The organism is Hafnia paralvei ATCC 29927 (assembly GCF_001655005.1).
GTDB lineage: Bacteria > Pseudomonadota > Gammaproteobacteria > Enterobacterales > Enterobacteriaceae > Hafnia > Hafnia paralvei.
Window position 1 is genome coordinate 73934 of the sequence record NZ_LXET01000005.1, and the last position, 17562, is coordinate 91495.

The 17562-nt window shown below is 48.9% G+C and carries 16 protein-coding genes; 3 read left to right on the forward strand and 13 right to left on the reverse strand.

Annotated features, from left to right (window positions below; genetic code table 11):
• Positions 1 to 57 precede the first annotated feature (57 nt).
• The 6 genes from tsgA to M988_RS01215 form a co-directional block, all read right to left on the reverse strand.
• A complete protein-coding gene (tsgA, locus tag M988_RS01190; protein WP_004090948.1) occupies positions 58 to 1242 on the reverse strand; it encodes an MFS transporter TsgA in 1185 nt (394 codons plus the stop codon).
• A gap of 199 nt (positions 1243 to 1441) precedes the next feature.
• Positions 1442 to 2440: a LacI family DNA-binding transcriptional regulator gene (locus M988_RS01195; RefSeq protein WP_257007974.1), complete on the reverse strand. Its 999-nt coding sequence runs from the start codon at positions 2438 to 2440 to the stop codon at positions 1442 to 1444.
• 218 nt (positions 2441 to 2658) lie between these two features.
• Complete coding sequence (locus tag M988_RS01200; RefSeq protein ID WP_064572539.1) at positions 2659 to 3966, reverse strand: 6-phospho-beta-glucosidase; 1308 nt, start codon at positions 3964 to 3966, stop codon at positions 2659 to 2661.
• Positions 3963 to 4307, reverse strand: coding sequence for a PTS lactose/cellobiose transporter subunit IIA (locus M988_RS01205; RefSeq protein WP_008815489.1), 345 nt, complete (start codon positions 4305 to 4307; stop codon positions 3963 to 3965). The genes M988_RS01200 and M988_RS01205 overlap by 4 nt, the downstream gene beginning before the upstream one ends.
• Positions 4308 to 4336: 29 nt before the next feature.
• Positions 4337 to 5662 carry a PTS sugar transporter subunit IIC gene (locus tag M988_RS01210; protein ID WP_061059455.1) on the reverse strand — a complete coding sequence of 442 codons (1326 nt, stop codon included), beginning with the start codon at positions 5660 to 5662 and terminating at the stop codon, positions 4337 to 4339.
• Positions 5663 to 5725: 63 nt separating this feature from the next.
• A complete protein-coding gene (locus M988_RS01215) occupies positions 5726 to 6031 on the reverse strand; it encodes a PTS sugar transporter subunit IIB (RefSeq protein WP_064572541.1) in 306 nt (101 codons plus the stop codon).
• 338 nt (positions 6032 to 6369) lie between these two features.
• On the opposite strand from M988_RS01215, the gene ppiA reads away from it, so the two are divergent.
• Complete coding sequence (gene ppiA / locus M988_RS01220) at positions 6370 to 6936, forward strand: peptidylprolyl isomerase A (protein WP_008815486.1); 567 nt, start codon at positions 6370 to 6372, stop codon at positions 6934 to 6936.
• A 166-nt stretch (positions 6937 to 7102) separates the two neighbouring features.
• On the opposite strand, the gene M988_RS01225 is transcribed toward ppiA, so the two are convergent.
• Together M988_RS01225 and M988_RS01230 are read right to left on the reverse strand one after the other, a co-directional pair.
• The gene (locus tag M988_RS01225; protein WP_039189311.1) at positions 7103 to 7684 is read right to left on the reverse strand and encodes an aminodeoxychorismate synthase component II; all 582 of its coding nucleotides are present in this window, start codon (positions 7682 to 7684) and stop codon (positions 7103 to 7105) included.
• A 96-nt stretch (positions 7685 to 7780) separates the two neighbouring features.
• On the reverse strand, positions 7781 to 9310 hold the full coding sequence (locus M988_RS01230) for a helicase HerA-like C-terminal domain-containing protein (RefSeq protein WP_008815484.1): 1530 nt from the start codon (positions 9308 to 9310) through the stop codon (positions 7781 to 7783).
• 222 nt (positions 9311 to 9532) lie between these two features.
• Here M988_RS01230 and argD point away from each other — a divergent pair, with 222 nt between their 5' ends.
• Positions 9533 to 10756, forward strand: a complete 1224-nt coding sequence (gene argD, locus M988_RS01235; RefSeq protein WP_008815483.1) for a bifunctional acetylornithine/succinyldiaminopimelate transaminase — start codon at positions 9533 to 9535, stop codon at positions 10754 to 10756.
• Positions 10757 to 10811: 55 nt separating this feature from the next.
• Here the strand turns inward: argD and M988_RS22755 are convergent, their stop codons facing one another.
• The 3 genes from M988_RS22755 to crp form a co-directional block, all read right to left on the reverse strand.
• Positions 10812 to 10988 (reverse strand): hypothetical protein, encoded by a 177-nt coding sequence (locus tag M988_RS22755; protein ID WP_156518148.1) that lies wholly within the window; start codon positions 10986 to 10988, stop codon positions 10812 to 10814.
• A 254-nt stretch (positions 10989 to 11242) separates the two neighbouring features.
• The gene (locus M988_RS01245) at positions 11243 to 13321 is read right to left on the reverse strand and encodes a YccS/YhfK family putative transporter (RefSeq protein ID WP_064572543.1); all 2079 of its coding nucleotides are present in this window, start codon (positions 13319 to 13321) and stop codon (positions 11243 to 11245) included.
• Positions 13322 to 13364: 43 nt separating this feature from the next.
• Positions 13365 to 13997, reverse strand: coding sequence for a cAMP-activated global transcriptional regulator CRP (gene crp / locus M988_RS01250; protein ID WP_004090925.1), 633 nt, complete (start codon positions 13995 to 13997; stop codon positions 13365 to 13367).
• Between the two features lie 329 nt (positions 13998 to 14326).
• Here crp and M988_RS01255 point away from each other — a divergent pair, with 329 nt between their 5' ends.
• Positions 14327 to 14734 (forward strand): OsmC family protein, encoded by a 408-nt coding sequence (locus M988_RS01255; RefSeq protein WP_004090921.1) that lies wholly within the window; start codon positions 14327 to 14329, stop codon positions 14732 to 14734.
• Between the two features lie 65 nt (positions 14735 to 14799).
• Here M988_RS01255 and M988_RS01260 read toward each other — a convergent pair whose 3' ends face one another.
• On the reverse strand, positions 14800 to 15669 hold the full coding sequence (locus tag M988_RS01260) for a phosphoribulokinase (protein WP_004090919.1): 870 nt from the start codon (positions 15667 to 15669) through the stop codon (positions 14800 to 14802).
• 35 nt (positions 15670 to 15704) lie between these two features.
• Positions 15705 to 17552: a DUF4153 domain-containing protein gene (locus tag M988_RS01265; RefSeq protein ID WP_064572544.1), complete on the reverse strand. Its 1848-nt coding sequence runs from the start codon at positions 17550 to 17552 to the stop codon at positions 15705 to 15707.
• Positions 17553 to 17562 lie beyond the last annotated feature (10 nt).

Consider the following 17562-nt stretch of genomic DNA (forward strand, 5'->3'; position numbering starts at 1 on the left):
CGGTAATAAAAAACCGGCCATTTTACTGGCCGGTTTTTTTTTCAGCACAAGTCTGAATTATTTAGTGCTGTGGCCATGTAGGCGGTGACGCGTCACGAAGCCCAGTAGTAAACACATCACAAATACCACCAGATACAGACCATTGGCCGTTGCCAGCGCTGCATGAGCACCGCTTTTTGCAACGATTGGGCCGGTAACGATGAAGGTCAGCATAGTACCGATGGTGCCGCAGGTCAGAATGAAGTTCACCAGCTTTGGTGAAGACACTTTGGTTTGCAGCGAGCCTAACGTAATCAGCGTGGTATAAATTGCGCTGCTGACGAAGCCAAGGCCGAGAATGTACATGCTCAGCATGCCGACTTGCTCAGTGGTGACGAACAGATACATCATCACGGTAGAAAGCGCTGCTAGAACGGTCACGATGCGTTGTAGATCGAAGAAACGCAGGATGAAGCTGAAGATCCACATGCCAACCATATAAGCCGTCCAGAAGTTGCTCACTAGCGCGCCAGCTTCTTCGATGCTCATATTAAAGTGTTTACTGGCATATTCTGGCACCCACTGGATAAAGCCCAATTGGCCAAGGATGTAGCACAGTGCTGCAATCGACAAGAATAGTACGCCAATGCCCCACTTCTCTTTAGCGACAGGCTCACTTTGATCGTCTTTTTTCTTGCCCAATACAGGGAAGTCAGACATCAGCGTCAATACGAAAATCGCCAGATATAACACGCCGATGCAGGCATAAACCCAGTACCAAGTAACATGGTTAGCCAGTAAGGTTGCCGCTACAATTGGGAACACCATCCCCGCCATGCTAAAGAAGGAGTCGGTGAACAGCAGGCGTGAGCCGCGCTGACGGCCTTCATAGATATGGGTGATGAGAAAGGTACCGATAGACATCGTAATCCCACTCACTACGCCCAGTACAAACATGCACAGCGAGAACATCACCAGACTGTGTCCGACCATCAAGCCAGCAACGGCTAAGATCATCAACACAAAACCGAAAATCAGCTGACGCTTGAGAGGGATGATTTCCATCAACCATGCATTGAGGAAAATAGAGACCAAAATGCCAGCATTAAGGAATGTAAAAGTGTTACTCATGCTGGAAATCGGCAGATTGAAGTATTCTGCGATATTGCCCATCACCATCCCGGTGACAATCACCAATGCACCGGTAAGTGCATAGGAGAAGAAACTGATCCATGTTAGGCGAATGCGGTTGCTGTTGGTCATAGCAAGGCCCGTGTCAGTAGTATTGAGGAAATAGGAAAGTATTTGCGAGGGGTCGAGACAAGAATAATCGATCCCACAAGGCGGCGAATCCTAGCATAGTTACAGGCTATTTTTGTGATGAAAGTCGATTTTTTGCTGTAACTCTATGAATGAGTTTCTTACAAAGGCGATCTGGGTAGACATTATTGGTCTTATTCGCTCATAAATTGCCTTTTCGAGCAATCACCGAACCACGATCAACGATCGTTGGTATAAAGACTTCTGGTGCGCATTTGGGATCGATCAGACGTTCGGTTGCATGCCGTGCCATATCCGTTATTGGGAAATGAAGGCTGGTTAATGCTGGACGTACGAAGGCTGCACGTTCACCGCTGTCGTAACAGATGAGTGAGATGTCATTGGGAATATTGAGTCGATGCTCGGTGATAGCGAGCAATGCGCCGATCGCCATCTCTTCATTGCAGCAATAAATCGCTGTTGGGTGATGGCTTTGTAGCAGCTTATCGGCCATTTGATAACCGCTTTGCATATCGTAATCACCTTCCAAACAGGCAACGGGTTGCAATCCTGCTGCTTGCATCGCATCCAAAAATCCTTGGCGGCGCAGTTGACTTGAAGGTCGGAAGGAGGAACCGCTGATGCAGGCGATTTTGGTGTGCCCAAGTTCGATGAGTCTGTTAGTTGCCATTTGGCTGGCGCGATTATGGTCGAAAGCGATACAGCGATCTTCAAGGCCAGGAACGAGGCGATCCAGAATTGTAAATGCTTTCCCCTGCTGTGCTAGCTGGCGCAATTGCTCGTCACTGAGCGCTCTGACGTGCAGAATCAGCCCGTCGCAGCGTAAATTATATAGACGTTGGATTGCCTGCCATTCATTTTCAGCGCTGTTTTTCCCCTGAGTCACCAGAAGCTGTTTGCGATGGCTTTCGGCCTCACTCTGTACATTGTCCATCAGCGCGCCGAAAAAACCTCCGCGATAGGATGTGGTGACTAAACCTAATGTTTGGCTTTGGCTGGAGGCTAATGCTCTGGCTGCGGGGTGAGGGCTATAGCCTAGCTCGGCAATCGCCATTTCAACCATGAGACGCGTCTTTTCCCTGACGTTACTGTCGCCATTAACGACGCGTGAAACCGTGGCGCGAGATACCCCAGCGCGGGCGGCAACGTCTTCAAGAGTGGTCATGGTTAATTTCCTTATGTCCCCGTCATACTTCAAGTTGCATTTTTGTTGGCTGCCTTCACTCACCCCAATGACTGACTAGAGTAGCTCATCTGGGGGCTCTCACTGGCCGCCTTAATGCAACTCGAACCATTTAGGGTATAGCCGTTTTGAGTCCAACATTGCTGGCAGCTTTAGCACGTCGGCGAGCTAGGTTTCTACCCCAGCAGCGCGATGGGCTGGGGTATGCTTGCTCATTAATTAAATTGTGGCAGATATTCTTTGTTAACCGCCAGCACTTCATCTAATAAAGGTGATGCCAGTGCGGCATCGCCAATGAGTGGGTTAGTGACCAGCGCCAGAAGCGCCGATTTTCTGTCGCCGTGTACTGCGGCTTCAATGGTTAAGCGCTCAAATGATTTCACTTCTTGTGTGAGTCCAACCATTGAGACGGGCAGAGAGCCAAAGGCCAACGGATGAGCACCTTGGGCATCCACAATACAGTCAGTTTCAATCACAGCATCATCTGGCAGATCGCGGATCGCCCCGTGGTTTGGTGTGTTAACAACCAGACGCGTGCCTAGATTGTTGTGGATGGCGCAGATCAGTTCCAGTGCGACCTCTGAATAGAAAGAGCCTCCGCGGAAGCTGAGCTGCTCTGGCTTGTGGTCTAAATGCGGATCGGCATACAGCTCAAACAGCTCTTTCTCGACTTTCATCACCTGTTCAGCGCGGGTTCCGCCTTCGCTGGCTTCAGCCATTTCATCTTTCAACATTGAGCGTGTTTGATAGAAATAACGATGGTAAGGGCAAGGGATCGCCCCCAGTGCGCGCAGGAATTCCGGTGGCCAAGGTTCTTCTTTTATGTTGTTCATGGTCAGTGCCGCGCCATCGCACAACATGTCGATCACTCGCTGTGTTTGGTTTTGTCCGTCTGCGGTGACCTGATGTACCCACACCATATGATTCAATCCAGCAAAGCGTAGTTGAACGTCCTGATAAGGGCGCTGCAACATTTTTGCGATCATATGGTGCATGGTGACCGGTACGTTACACAGGCCGATGATTTTGGCTTTGGTATAGCGAGAAACGGCTTCGGTGACGATCCCTGCCGGATTGGTAAAGTTGATAATCCACGCATCGGGCGCTAACTGCTCAACTTTACGAGCGATATTCAACATCACGGGGATAGTGCGCAGCGCTTTGGCAAAGCCACCAACGCCGGTGGTTTCTTGTCCAATCAAACCAAATTTCAAACCGAGACGTTCATCGGCGGCACGAGCGGGAAGCTGCCCCACACGCAGTTGAGTTAATACAAAACTTGCGCCGCGGATGGCATCGTCAGGCGAAAAATGTACGGTGACTTTTACGTGCTCAAGACCATTGCGTGCCAGCATCCGGCGGGTCAAATCGGCAATGATATCCACTTTGTGATGGCCAGCCTCTACGTCTACCAAGGCAAGTTCAGACAGCGGAATTTGTTCTGAACGCTGGATAATGCCTTCCACCAGTTCGGGAGTGTAGCTGCTACCGCCGCCAATAATGGCAATTTTTATCGGGATCATGCGAGGCTCTCCTCTTGATCTTGCATAGCAGATTCTTCAGGCAGTCGGCGATACAGTTCGATCATATCTCCCGCCAGATCCTGAATGACCATGGCATTCATCAGATGATCCTGTGCGTGCACGGTAATCAGATTAATTTGTAATTTTCCACAACCCTCATCCATGCCAATCAGCGTCGTCTGGATGCCGTGTGCTTCACGCGTAGCCGCTCTGGACTCATCCATCATTTCTTGCGCACCGACAAAATCTCCGGCTCTGGCGCGTTGAAGCGCCATCAATGCACTGCTACGAGCGCTGCCTGAATGAACCAACAGCTCCATGATCGTTTGTTCAAAATCCATAATTCCTCCGATACATCTTTCAAATCGGTTTAAGGTTGAGGCTGAGTTTCAGCGGCAGCGGCCATTTCTTGGGCTTGCTCATTTTCCTGAGCGAGTAGCTGTTTTTCATAGACTTTAAAGAACGGATACCAAATCAAGATATCGATAACCATCAGCACTAAGACCAGAATCAGCGCTTTGTAGTCCCAAGCGGCGGAGATCATCGCGCCGAGCGGCGCGGGAGCGGTCCATGGGGCTATTGCCACCATTTTTTGTACGAGATCTAAATGCAGCGCTACGTAGGCCAAAACAGCGTTGACCATAGGCACGACGATTAACGGGATAAACAGCGTCGGGTTCATCACCACTGGGGAGCCAAACAGCAATGGTTCGTTAATATTGAAGATGGCGGGTACTACGCTAAGTTTGCCGATGGTTCGCAGATGAATTGAACGGCTGCGTAGGTAAAGGATCGCGAGAACTAAGGTAGAACCGGAACCGCCAATACAGACATAAAATGACCAATAAGGTGCGGTGAGTATTTGAGTTGTTTCCATTCCGTGGGTCATTAACGCAGCGTTGGCGGCAATATTGGCCATAAAAATCGGGTTAAGCAGGCCGGTAACAATGTTGTCGCCATGAATCCCCGCAAACCATAGCAGGTTGGCAATCAGCAGTGCTAGCAAGATGGCAGGAAGCGTGTCACCGACGGCGATTAGTGGCTGGAAAACTTGCATCACGGCGGCGGGCAGCAGCAGGTTGAATTCGCTCTGCATAAACAAGCTAACCGGATAGACCGTGAGCAAAATACCGACGACCGGATAGAGTAGTTCAAAGGAGCGGGCTATCGCCGGTGGAACCTGTTCCGGCATACGAATCGTGATGTTGTACTTTTTCAGTAAACGGATCAGTTCAACGGACCAGATCGCGCAAATGAGAGCAGTGAAAACCCCTTGGCCACCGAGGTAGTCGAGCGCCATTTTGTTTTCAAGCTGAGGAGCCGCTGCCAGCAGGAATGCCATTAGCGCTAACAGTGCCGCGGTGAGACCGTCAATTCCATAAGATTTTGCCAGACTATATGCAGTACCCACCGTAACAAATACGCTCATTAGCCCCATTGTCATGAAGAAAGGCATGGTGATAGTGTCCCAGTGCGCTTTGGCGAAGGAGAGCCATGCTTGTCCGAACGAGGATGTGGTTTGTGCATCAAACGGCGGGTTGGCGATAATCAACATGATACTGCCGATAATCAGGAAGGGCATGGCTGAAATAAAGCCGTCGCGGATAGCAATGATGTGTCGCTGACTACCGATTTTCCCCGCGAGAGGGGCGATGTGGCTTTCAACCACGCGCATCAATGAAGCATAGAAACTCATAGCAGTGACTCCACAAGGTGAAGATAACGCTGACAGGGAAAATAAGACCCAAATAAGAAATCGTTATGCGATTAGCGCTAGCGCCTTATCGAGCACTTTGTCGCCACGTAGCATGCCGTAGTCCATCATATCGATGACGGCAACGGGCTTGCCAAAAGGCTGGGCGATTGCGCTAAAGCGCGCCAGTTCATACTTCACCTGTGGGCCAAGCAGTATGACATCGGCATCTTGGATACGCTGTTCAAACTCAGCGGCGGGAACGGCTTGAATATCGACTTCAATGTCGCGTTTGGTTGCTTCGGTATTCATTCGTTGAACGAGCATGCTGGTGGACATTCCAGCCGCACAGCACAGTAAGATTTTTTTCATCACCCGCCTCACAAATCAGATTAATAAAAGAGAATTATTTGTTGTAATTGTTAAATGAGAGCGCTCTCATTTGTGTTTAAGACTAGCAACTTTCCTCAAACGGTTTGGGAGATGGTTCGCAAAAATTGACGATGGAATAAACGAGCTAAGGCTAAATTGTGATCTTAATCCCAAATACTTACGGAGGTTAGTGCTGAAAGTCGGCTTTTTATCGGACTTATCCCATCGTTAAGTAAATGTGAGTAAATGGGTAGCTAATAGGTCTAGGCCTAATTAGAATCGTTAGGTTAATTTGTTGTTCACCTGCTTTGAAAAAGCCCGTTGAGAAAGGATGTGTCATGTTCAAAAGAGTATTAGTCACCCTAGCCGCGCTATTTTCGCTGACGGTATTGGCTCCGGCCGCTCTAGCTGCCAATAGCCATGTTTTACTGTCTACGACTGCTGGCAATATTGAGATTGAGTTAGATAGTCAAAAAGCGCCGGTGTCGGTGAAGAACTTCCTCGACTATGTGAACAGCGGGTATTACAACAACACGATTTTCCACCGTGTAATCCCTGGCTTTATGGTGCAGGGCGGCGGTTTCACTGCGGATATGCAGCAAAAAACCACGAATGCGCCTATTAAGAACGAAGCTGATAATGGTTTACGTAATCTGCGTGGCACTATTGCGATGGCGCGTACGGCAGAAAAAGACAGCGCGACTAGCCAGTTCTTTATTAACGTTGCGGATAATGCTTTCTTGGATCACGGCCAGCGCGATTTTGGTTACGCGGTATTTGGTAAAGTGACAAAGGGAATGGATGTCGTGGATAAGATTGCTCAGGTACGCACTGAGAACGTCGGTCCATACCAGAATGTACCTTCAAAGCCGATTGTTATTACGTCGGTGAAAGTTCTGCCATAGTTTCTAAAACTCCCGCTGACGGCTAACGCCGTTCATTGAAGAGGTCGAGATACACGGATCCACCACACCGCGGGGTGCTCTGGCAGCTTACGCCGCTATGACCCCATCGGTGTGCTCTTCCTAAAATCGAATTTAAGTGAACGATGTTACGCTGACGGCGGGCGTTTTACTTTTGGCGCCGTAAAAAATTCTGTAATAGCTCGTGCCCCTGTTCACTCAAAATACTCTCTGGATGAAACTGCACACCCTCAACGTCTAGGGTGCGATGGCGTACGCCCATAATTTCATCTTGTTCGCCGTTGTTTTCGCTCCACGCTGTGATTTCCAGACAGTCGGGCAGCGTTTCTTTTTCCAGAATCAAGGAGTGATAGCGGGTCACCGTGAGTGGATTATTGAGGCCATGGAACACGCCACTGTTGGTATGGCGAATCACACAGGTTTTACCATGCATGACCTGACGAGCACGAACAACCTTGGCACCAAATACCTGCCCCAATGCCTGATGCCCTAAGCAGACACCGAGCAAAGGTATCTTGCCTGCAAAATGTTGTATAGCAGCCAAAGAGATACCGGCTTCATCGGGTGTACAGGGCCCCGGTGATATCACCAGATGCGAAGGTGCTAGGGATTCAATGTGTTCAAGCGTTAGCTCGTCGTTGCGGCGCACCACAACGTCTGCCTTGAGCTCACAAAAATATTGATAGAGGTTATAGGTAAAAGAGTCGTAATTATCGATCAACAACAGCATCAGGGGTTCGCTTTGCGCAGTAAAAATATCAGATGCCCCGATGATAAATCATGCGGGGCACAAGTAAGAGGGGCATGAGTAAGAATAGTTATAGCGCTATTTGCGTCCACCCATAATCGAGCCTAAAACACCGCGTAGAATCTGGCGTCCTAGTGAGCTACCGACCTGACGAGCCATGCTTTTAGCCGCAGTTTGCACCACACCATCTTTTTTACCCCCGCGTGGGCCGGTGGTGCCGAACAAAATTTCATTCAGACTTCCCATCAATCCGCCGCCTTCTTGTGCGCTGGCTTCCGGTTTTTTCACGTCGGCGGCGCTGGCGTTTTCGTCACCGCTATCGACAGTGCTAAAGCCTTGCTGGGTAATTTTTTCATAAGCGGACTCGCGATCGATGGTTTCATCGTAGCGGCCATAAAGTGGGGAGTGATTGATTGCATGATTTAGCTCATCGGCGGTTAATGGCCCCATGCGAGATTCCGGTGCAATAACCATCGCTCGCTCAACGATGGTTGGACGCCCACCTTCATCCAAAAAAGACACTAAAGCTTCACCCACGCCCAGCTCGGTGATGGCCACTTCGGTGCTGAATTCAGGGTTAGCGCGCAGGGTTTGAGCCGCCGCTTTGACCGCTTTTTGGTCACGAGGCGTGAAGGCACGCAGCGCGTGCTGTACGCGGTTACCCAACTGGCCCAGTACATTATCGGGAATATCCAGAGGGTTTTGGGTGACGAAGTAAATCCCTACGCCTTTGGAGCGAATCAAACGGACTACCTGTTCTATTTTGTCGAGCAGCGCCGCAGGCGCATCGTTAAACAGCAGATGGGCTTCATCGAAGAAGAACACCAGTTTTGGCTGAGCGACGTCACCCACTTCCGGAAGCTGTTCAAATAATTCGGCAAGCAGCCACAAGAGAAACACGGAATAGAGTTTAGGCTGATTAATTAACTTATCGGCGGCGAGGAGATTGATAACGCCCATGCCATTGGCGTCGCAACGCATCAGATCGTTAATATCTAGCATCGGCTCGCCAAAGAAATGGTTAGCACCCTGCTGGTCTAGCGTGAGCAAACCGCGCTGAATAGCGCCAATGGACGCAGTAGAAATGTTGCCGTACTCAGTGGTGAACTGTTTGGCATTATCCCCCACGAATTGCACCACGGCGCGGAGATCTTTCATGTCGAGCAGCAGCAGATTGTTGTCATCGGCAATCTTGAACACCAGCTGTAGCACACCGGACTGTACGTCGTTGAGATCGAGTAGGCGGGAAAGCAGCAGTGGCCCAAGGTCTGACACTGTCGCGCGAATAGGATGACCTTTCTCGGCAAAAATATCCCAAGGAACCACCGGACACGCCTGCGGTGACCAGTCGGCTACCTGCAAGGCATCTAATCTTTTTTGTAGCTTTTCTGAAAGCGTTCCTGCCGCTGCGATACCGGATAAATCACCCTTTACGTCGGCTAAAAAGACGGGAACGCCAATGCGAGAAAACTGCTCCGCCATTTTTTGCAGCGTCACGGTTTTACCCGTGCCTGTTGCACCGGTAATCAGTCCATGGCGGTTTGCCAGAGCGGGGAGGAGATGCAGCGTGACATTTTGATTCTTGGCAATGGTAAGCGGAGCGCTCATGGTCAGTCCTTAAATAAAGAGGCGGAATCTAACTTCCAAGTTCAAAGTATAAGCACGCTGTATCTTAGTCTCAACTTTAGCGTCGTTGCCAAACGTGGGATTCGGAGAAAACCCAAGAGAAAATACGGTTGCCATTGTTTGATTTATTATGCATATTTTATGATTATATTTTCACTCTCTGCGAGTGAGATTTTCTGGCAATGTAAAAAGGATGGTTGCGTAATGGCGAAGCAACAGGCAGTCGCAAGAGACACATTTGAAAAGGTAATGTTGCCTATCTATGCACCGGCAGATTTTGTTCCTGTGCGCGGAATGGGAAGCCGAGTATGGGATCAACAGGGGCGAGAGTATGTGGATTTTGCGGGAGGTATTGCTGTAACGGCGCTAGGGCACTGTCATCCGGCATTGGTGGCAGCTTTACATGAGCAGGGCGAAAAGCTGTGGCATGTTAGCAATGTTTTCACCAACGAACCCGCGCTGCGTTTGGCACAGAAGCTGATTGATGCCACTTTTGCGGAGCGTGTTTTCTTTGCCAACTCCGGTGCGGAGGCAAACGAAGCGGCGTTTAAACTGGCACGTTACTACGCATCGAGCAAAATCAGTCCATACAAATCCAAGATTATTGCGTTCCACCACGCATTTCATGGCCGCACGTTGTTTACCGTTTCTGTCGGCGGGCAGCCTAAATATTCTGACGGTTTTGGCCCGAAACCTGCGGATATTGTTCATGTACCTTTCAACGATCTCGACGCGGTAAAAGCCGTTATCGACGACCATACCTGTGCCGTGGTTTTAGAACCGGTTCAGGGTGAAGGTGGGGTAATGCCTGCGACTGAAAGCTTCCTTAAAGGCGTGCGCGAGCTGTGCGATCGCCATCAGGCGCTGTTGGTATTTGATGAAGTGCAAAGCGGAATGGGGCGTACCGGTAAGCTGTTTACTTATATGCATTATGGCGTGACGCCGGATATTCTGACTACCGCTAAAGCTTTGGGCGGCGGTTTCCCGATTAGCGCCATGTTGACGACGAATGAAATTGCCAGCGCGATGCATGTGGGAACACATGGTACTACGTATGGCGGCAACCCACTGGCCTGCGCGGTAGCAGAAGCAGCGCTGGACGTGATTAATACTCCAGAGGTTATGGCGGGTATTGAAGAACGTCACTCGCTGTTTGTCGAGGCGTTGGCGAACATAAATGCTAAGTACAACGTCTTCACGCAGGTACGTGGTATGGGGCTGCTACTGGGCGCTGAACTGAGCCCTGAATACCATGGTAAAGCGCGCGATATTCTGCACGCCGCCGCCGCTGAAGGCCTCATGTTGTTAAATGCGGGTCCTGATATTTTGCGCTTTGCTCCATCGCTGGTTGTGGAGTTTGCGGATATCCATGAAGGTATGATGCGATTAGAAAAAGCGATTGGGGCGGTGATCGCCAAAAAATCGTAATGCTTGGCTGTACGGGAGCGGTGTAAGACATCTAACTCATGGGGTAATTGATTGTTTATTTGGCGTCTTTTACAGATTGAGACAAACGCTTTACCGCTGCCGTCATATCATTGCAGTTGGATTCATATCCATAGTTTGGAATGGATTTAAGGCCATCGATATATTTTTGTTGAGTTGCGCTGTTGTTGGATTGGATCGCCAATGTAGAGGTGGTGGCTAAATCAGCAATCATGTAGGAGTAGCAAAGGTTAGAACTTAACCCTTGCGAAAATGTGCCAATGAAATACGCGAGTGGCATGACTGAAATGACGGAAAGCGTAGTGAACACGATATGTATTAGCGGGTATTTTCTGAATAGCAGAAGAGAAACAATAAGTATTATTTGAAATGATATTAGCAGTAAAAATTGTATGTTCATCAATAGTTTAGCGTTTATCTTGGCATAAAGAAGAATATACGCCATTTCTTGAAAGACACGGGAGAAATTTAATCCCTTAATCGACGGCTCATCCAAATCCCATGATGTGGTCGTTGCCGCCAGGCTATCGATGAAATGGTATGCATGGCGCGCAGGTGCGCAATGATTCGGCGTAGATGGACTTCAATCTGGGTTACGGGCATTCCACTGGTTTCCTGCTCATCAGACTGGAAGACGGCGGCGTTATTGCTCAAGGTTGGTCCATCGTGTTCTAAGCGTTGCTGACAGAGCTGCAAGGCGATTTCACAGCGCTGCAAATAATCTTGCGCTAGGTTTTCAGTCAACATGTAGTGATCTCGGGCGAGGATTGTCATTGCGTTAAGATGCTCCACGATAAACTGGCTGTGAGTGATCCACAGACGCATGTCGGTCAGATATCTGGAATCAAACCCCGGCTCCTGCATCGCCTGATTTAGCGAGGTGAATACGGCATTATGTGCCTGATTGACCTTCATGCGGGCATAGGCTAAATCGGTTGCTTTCGGTTCAGGAGAGAGCAGTAGGCGAAGCTCATCTTGATATGCCTCTAGTGCCTGATGAGCATTTTTGCGCAGTAGACCACTTTGCCATTGTGGCCATAGCCAGATGGTACTTGCGAAGGCGAGAATACAGCCGAGTACGGTATCAATCAGTCTTGGAACCAAGAAATGGAGCCCATTGAGCTGTAAAAGCTGTAGGGTATAAACGGCAGTTACGGTGAAACCAATCACCGCCAACCCGTAGTTTTTACGTAGTACCAAATAGGCTGCAATGGTGATCACCAGCATACAGGCCAAGGTGACATTTAGCGGTAGGTCTAACTGTAGTAATCCCGCAGCAATAATCAGTCCAGCAAAGGTTCCTAGCGCACGGTGCTGGATCCTCACCCGCGTTGCATTATAGCCATTTTGAATGACCAGCATGGTCGTGAGCAAAACCCAGTAGGGTTTTGGCAGATGGAATAACATCCCCAAACTGCTGCCCGCAGCGAGAGTAATGCCTAAACGCGCTGCATTACGTAGCGCTACGGATTTAAATGAGAGATAGGCGCGTAATGCAGGCCAGAAAGGAAGGCGTTGCTGTGTAGACATCAGATTGCGCTGATAGAGAGGACGCTGACGAACTAGCAATCGAGCTACACGGCTAAAATGGTAATAGCAAAACTTTCCAACGGGGTTATCTGGGTGCTGATTAGCCAGCTTTTCCAGCGCGGCTAGCTCGTTATCCATCGAAAAATGTTTGGGGTAGCGGTGATACAGAATATCGCCAGCCACCGTTCTGAGCCTCTCTGATATGACTTGAGCGTTGCGGCGCAAAATAGCTTCAGCCTGACTTTTGGCGACTAGGCTTTGCACTTCATCGGGCTGAGATAAGCTAACGGTAATATGTTCTTGAAGATCCAATGCAACTTGAAAATAGCGCAGTAGACGTTTGTACTCAGGATTATGCACCAGAGATAACATGTGCATTTGTTGGTAGAGCTGGGTAATTAAGTCCATCACTTTTTGCTGGCGCTGTAGCAGCGGCGGCAAGGCCGTTTCTGGATCGATATGCTGAGTCAGCAAGCTATATTTGGCGTCCATATAGTCGCCTAGCTGCGTGTAGAGCTGGCTGAGATTTTCTCGGATCGGCTGCCCTTTCCATAAGAGAAACCAGAACCAAGTAAAAGCGCCATACCAGATGGTGCCAACAATATAAAGCAGTGGCCCATGCCAGATGGGAACTGTTCCAGCCATACTTAGCGTAAATATCGAAGCGACGAGTGCTGCGGGAAGAAGCCTAGCGTGTAGGGGGCTGATCTCACCGTTAACGCCGAGCAGTAACGCAAGCCCAAGCATGATAAGCGGCAGCGGAATTTGCCATAGCAGGCATTGTTGCAATAAGAAACTGGAAAACGCGAATAGGCTGCCGCCAACGATTAATCGTTTGATGAAGCGCTTATGAGGAGTATCGAGCCCTGCAATGTTGCAGCAGGCTGGCACCAAAGAAAACATTAGACCAAGCTGTAGATTGCCGGTCAGTAGGCCAAATAAAACAGGGAGGCACAGCACCAGCGTTTGACGCAGTGCATAGTTGACTTCCGGGTGGTAGATAAACCGCCGCCACATAATGAAAGAAACCCGTGCAGCGATGCTACACGGGCATCATTTATCAGCGAGTGCCGTAAACGACGATGGTTTTTCCGTGCGCGGAGATCAGATTTTGATCTTCCAGCATCTTCAGAATGCGACCAACGGTTTCACGGGAGCAGCCAACGATCTGGCCGATTTCCTGACGAGTAATCTTGATCTGCATACCATCTGGATGAGTCATGGCATCTGGCTGTTTTGCCAGATTCAGCAGCGTCTGTGCAATACGGCCAGTCACGTCCAAGAACGCCAGGTTGCCCACCTTTTCAGAGGTAACCTGTAAGCGGCTAGCCATCTGAGCAGAAAGGCGCATCAGAATATCTGGGTTAACCTGAATCAGTTGGCGGAATTTCTTGTAAGAAATTTCAGCAACTTCACAGGCTGTTTTTGCACGAACCCAAGCGCTGCGTTCTTGTCCTTCCTCAAATAAGCCCAGTTCACCAATGAAGTCGCCCTGATTAAGATAGGAAAGGATCATTTCTTTACCTTCTTCATCTTTAATCAATACTGCAACGGATCCCTTAACGATGTAGTACAGGGTTTCCGCCTTCTCGCCTTGGTGGATCAGGGTACTTTTGGACGGATACTTGTGGATATGGCAATGAGACAAGAACCATTCAAGAGTCGGGTCTGTTTGCGGTTTGCCGAGAACCATTCGCTATTATCCTCTGTTGTTATCGCGGCCCTAATATCGGGATACTGATCCAGACAGTGTGCTTATTGTGGCACGGGGCTTTGCTTATTAACTTGTTATAGCACTGCATAATCGAGATATAGAGTAATAGGCTAAGGTAATTGTTTCCTAGAGTTATTGATCTATACCCGTTTCAATCCATAAAGATCCATTTCGGCATAGTTTGTAGCACAGCTTTGTTCAGGTGTCTCGTGTTGTCTCGCTTCAGCATCAGAAGTGAGGCCTCGGATTGCCTGTTTTTTACAGAAAGCGTAGTCTGATGACAGAATTTAACCAAAGGGGCGATCAACATGCAGGCACGAGTGAAATGGGTTGAAGGAATGACTTTTCTGGGCGAATCGGCTTCAGGACATCAGATTCTTATGGACGGAAACGCTGGTGATAAAGCGCCAAGCCCAATGGAAATGGTATTGATGTCAGCAGGGGGTTGCAGCGCCATTGACGTGGTTTCTATTTTACAAAAAGGGCGTTTGGACGTGCGCGATTGTGAAGTCAAATTGACGTCTGAACGTCGCGAGGAAGCTCCGCGCTTGTTTACCCATATCAATCTGCATTTTATTGTCACCGGCAAAGGCCTTACGGATAAAGCCGTTGAGCGCGCCGTTGCGCTTTCTGCGGAAAAATACTGCTCTGTTGCGTTGATGTTGGGTCAAGCCGTTAACATTACCCATAGTTTTGAAACTATCGTGGTTGAGTAATTTGATTCACTTCATCAGGCACCGGTGGTTTTGTGCCAAGGTGCCTGATGTCGCGTAACACGTTGTTATTCGATTTTCTTCCCTTCGATAAGCCGTTGCACCAACGGCGTCATGATCAGTTCCATTGCTAACCCCATTTTCCCTCCCGGAACCACCAACGTATTAATATGCGAGATAAACGATCCTTGCAGCATCGCGAGTAGATAGGGGAAATCAATATTGTCTAACCCTTGAAAATGGATCACCACGAAACTTTCATCTGACGAAGGGATCGCTTTAGCGGCAAAAGGATTAGAGGTATCAACCGTTGGTACGCGCTGGAAGTTGATATGCGTGCGGGAAAACTGGGGGGTAATGTAGCCGATGTAATCTTCCATAGAACGAACAACGGAGTCCATCACGGCTTCGCGTGAATGGCCGCGCTCACCGGTATCGCGCACCAGTTTTTGAATCCACTCTAGGTTAACGATGGGCACTACGCCGACCAGTAAATCGACATGCTGAGCCACATTGTGTTGCTGCGTGACGACTCCGCCGTGTAATCCCTCATAGAATAAAACATCTGTCGGCTCTGGCAACGGTTCCCACGGCGTGAATGTGCCGGGAACCTGATTGTAGGGAACGGCTTCATCGTAGGTATGCAGATATTTACGCGAGCGCCCACGACCATGCTGACCATATTCGATAAAGCTTTGTTCGAGAAAAGAGAAGTCATTGGCCTCGGGGCCGAAATAGCTGATATGACGCCCTTGCTCGCGGGCTTTTCGGATTGCAGCGTCCATTTCTGGGCGGGTATACCGGTGGAAACTATCGCCTTCCAACTCAGCGGCTTTCAGATGGAACTGTTGAAAGATCTTGCGGAAGGCTACGCTGGTGGTGGTAGTGCCGGCTCCACTGGAGCCGGTCACGGCAATGATCGGGTGTTTCGCTGACATAATTAACACGGCTCCGGTGGTTGGGGGGCTACGGTTTATCGTAAATTGTAATAACTTACATCTATGGTTGTATCCTGTATTTGGATATCGCTCCACTCTTTTGGCACAGCTTTTAACTGACCGCCGAGAATGATGTCTTTAATCTTAGCGGCATCCAGTGTGTTGTTGTCCAAAGTATCTCTATCGTTAAAGCGGATATGAGCAGCAATGACCCAACTCTGTTTCTTATAAGTATAAACTTGGCAGAAAGGCTTTTTGGGATCGTTGAAATTGCACAGTACATGCTCTTTATTTCCATCATTATTCAGATCTAACGTTGTGACGACACAAGCGTTAGCCATCAAATAGCAATCGTCAATATGCTCTTCTCGGCCAATATCTTTTGGCAAAGATTCCCACCACGTTGATTCTGGTGAAGGTGTTCCTGCTGCCAACTGAATATTCTTGCGTGCTATTTCTGGTGTAAACGCCGCATAGGGTTTTTTATCATCATCGCCATAGGATCCCCAACGAGTGGTTTGTAATAGCGTTTTCTCCAGCTTGAGTTTACGCCGTGGATCGCTGACAAATTTGATATCAGACCGTAGCGCCTGTAGCGCATCGTTGCCTCTGCGGCCGCTGTCAAAACGTAGCATGATGAGATCTAAATCATCAGGAGATACCTTTCCTGTGGAATATCGATTCATTTGGTCGTTCACGCTAATGCGATAAGGATCGATGATCGGAGAGTTGCACAGAACCACAATCACTGCGATTAACCACATCATTTTTTTGTTGATGCTGCCAAGCGAGTGCAGCCAGATGTTATTTTTGCGAACCACGGCGCTTGCATAGGCAAGGGTTAAGCAAAGAGAGAGACCGACAACGACTGAAGCCCTGAGTCGATCGGGAGTCCAGCCATATTGCACGATGCGCTGGCCCAAATAATAGGTGGACAGTATCGCGTAGATCGGCAAAACAAGCAGGGAACCGTTGATGATATAGCGGATTAAATTTGGATACGGTTTTTTATCTATGCCATCGGAACTCAAATATATCGCATTGACCAGCAGGGCTAACAGTAGAGACATGGTGGTTAGCAATGTGGTTGCAGACGACCATTTATCGGTTAGCGCATCGATACCGGTAAACGGGAGGCTGAAGATAAAAATCAGAGCGAAAAACGATAGCAGAGGTAGTAGGCCTTTTACCATCAGAGATAAAAGGTTACGTACGGTAATGATTAATTTTGGATGGGTGCGGCTAATGAGAACGCCAATGGCAACAATCAGACCGTTAGCAAGGTACATGAATATTTCATGTCTGAAAAAGAGCTCATAAAAGAAATCAATGCCAATCAGTTTGAATAGACCCGCTCCCAGCGACAAGATCCCCCACATCAAACCCGAAATCAGCAAGGTTAGCACGGCGGTAATGGTGTTTTTCCATATATAGCCGTGTAGCTCGGAGTAGTCGATGGGAGAGCTAGGATTATTTATTCGTGCCTGTAACCACGGAAGGGTAACAAACACCATAAGGCATAACGCGAGATAAAAGGTTCCGATTAGACTGCCGTAATCTTTTACTCCTGCATCATTCCATTTTACCCAAGTGGTCATAGCCACGAATATAACGGTATAGGCCAGCAGAGCTTTCCACAATATTTTATCTCGTAGAGTATTCACAGACAGCACGAAGATCAGGGGCAGAGAGCCCGATAAAACTTGTGTGTAAAGCAGCGCTGAACTATGGGGGATCATCCACTCGCGATCGCTGAAGTGGTTACACAGATAAAGCAAACATCCTTGAATGAGACAGACTAAAACAATGACGATGCGCGTTTTGAGCGGTAGGTCAGAGGGCGAGACTTGGGTCTTGCTATGATGTGCTGCGAGTAGAGACATCCATGATTCT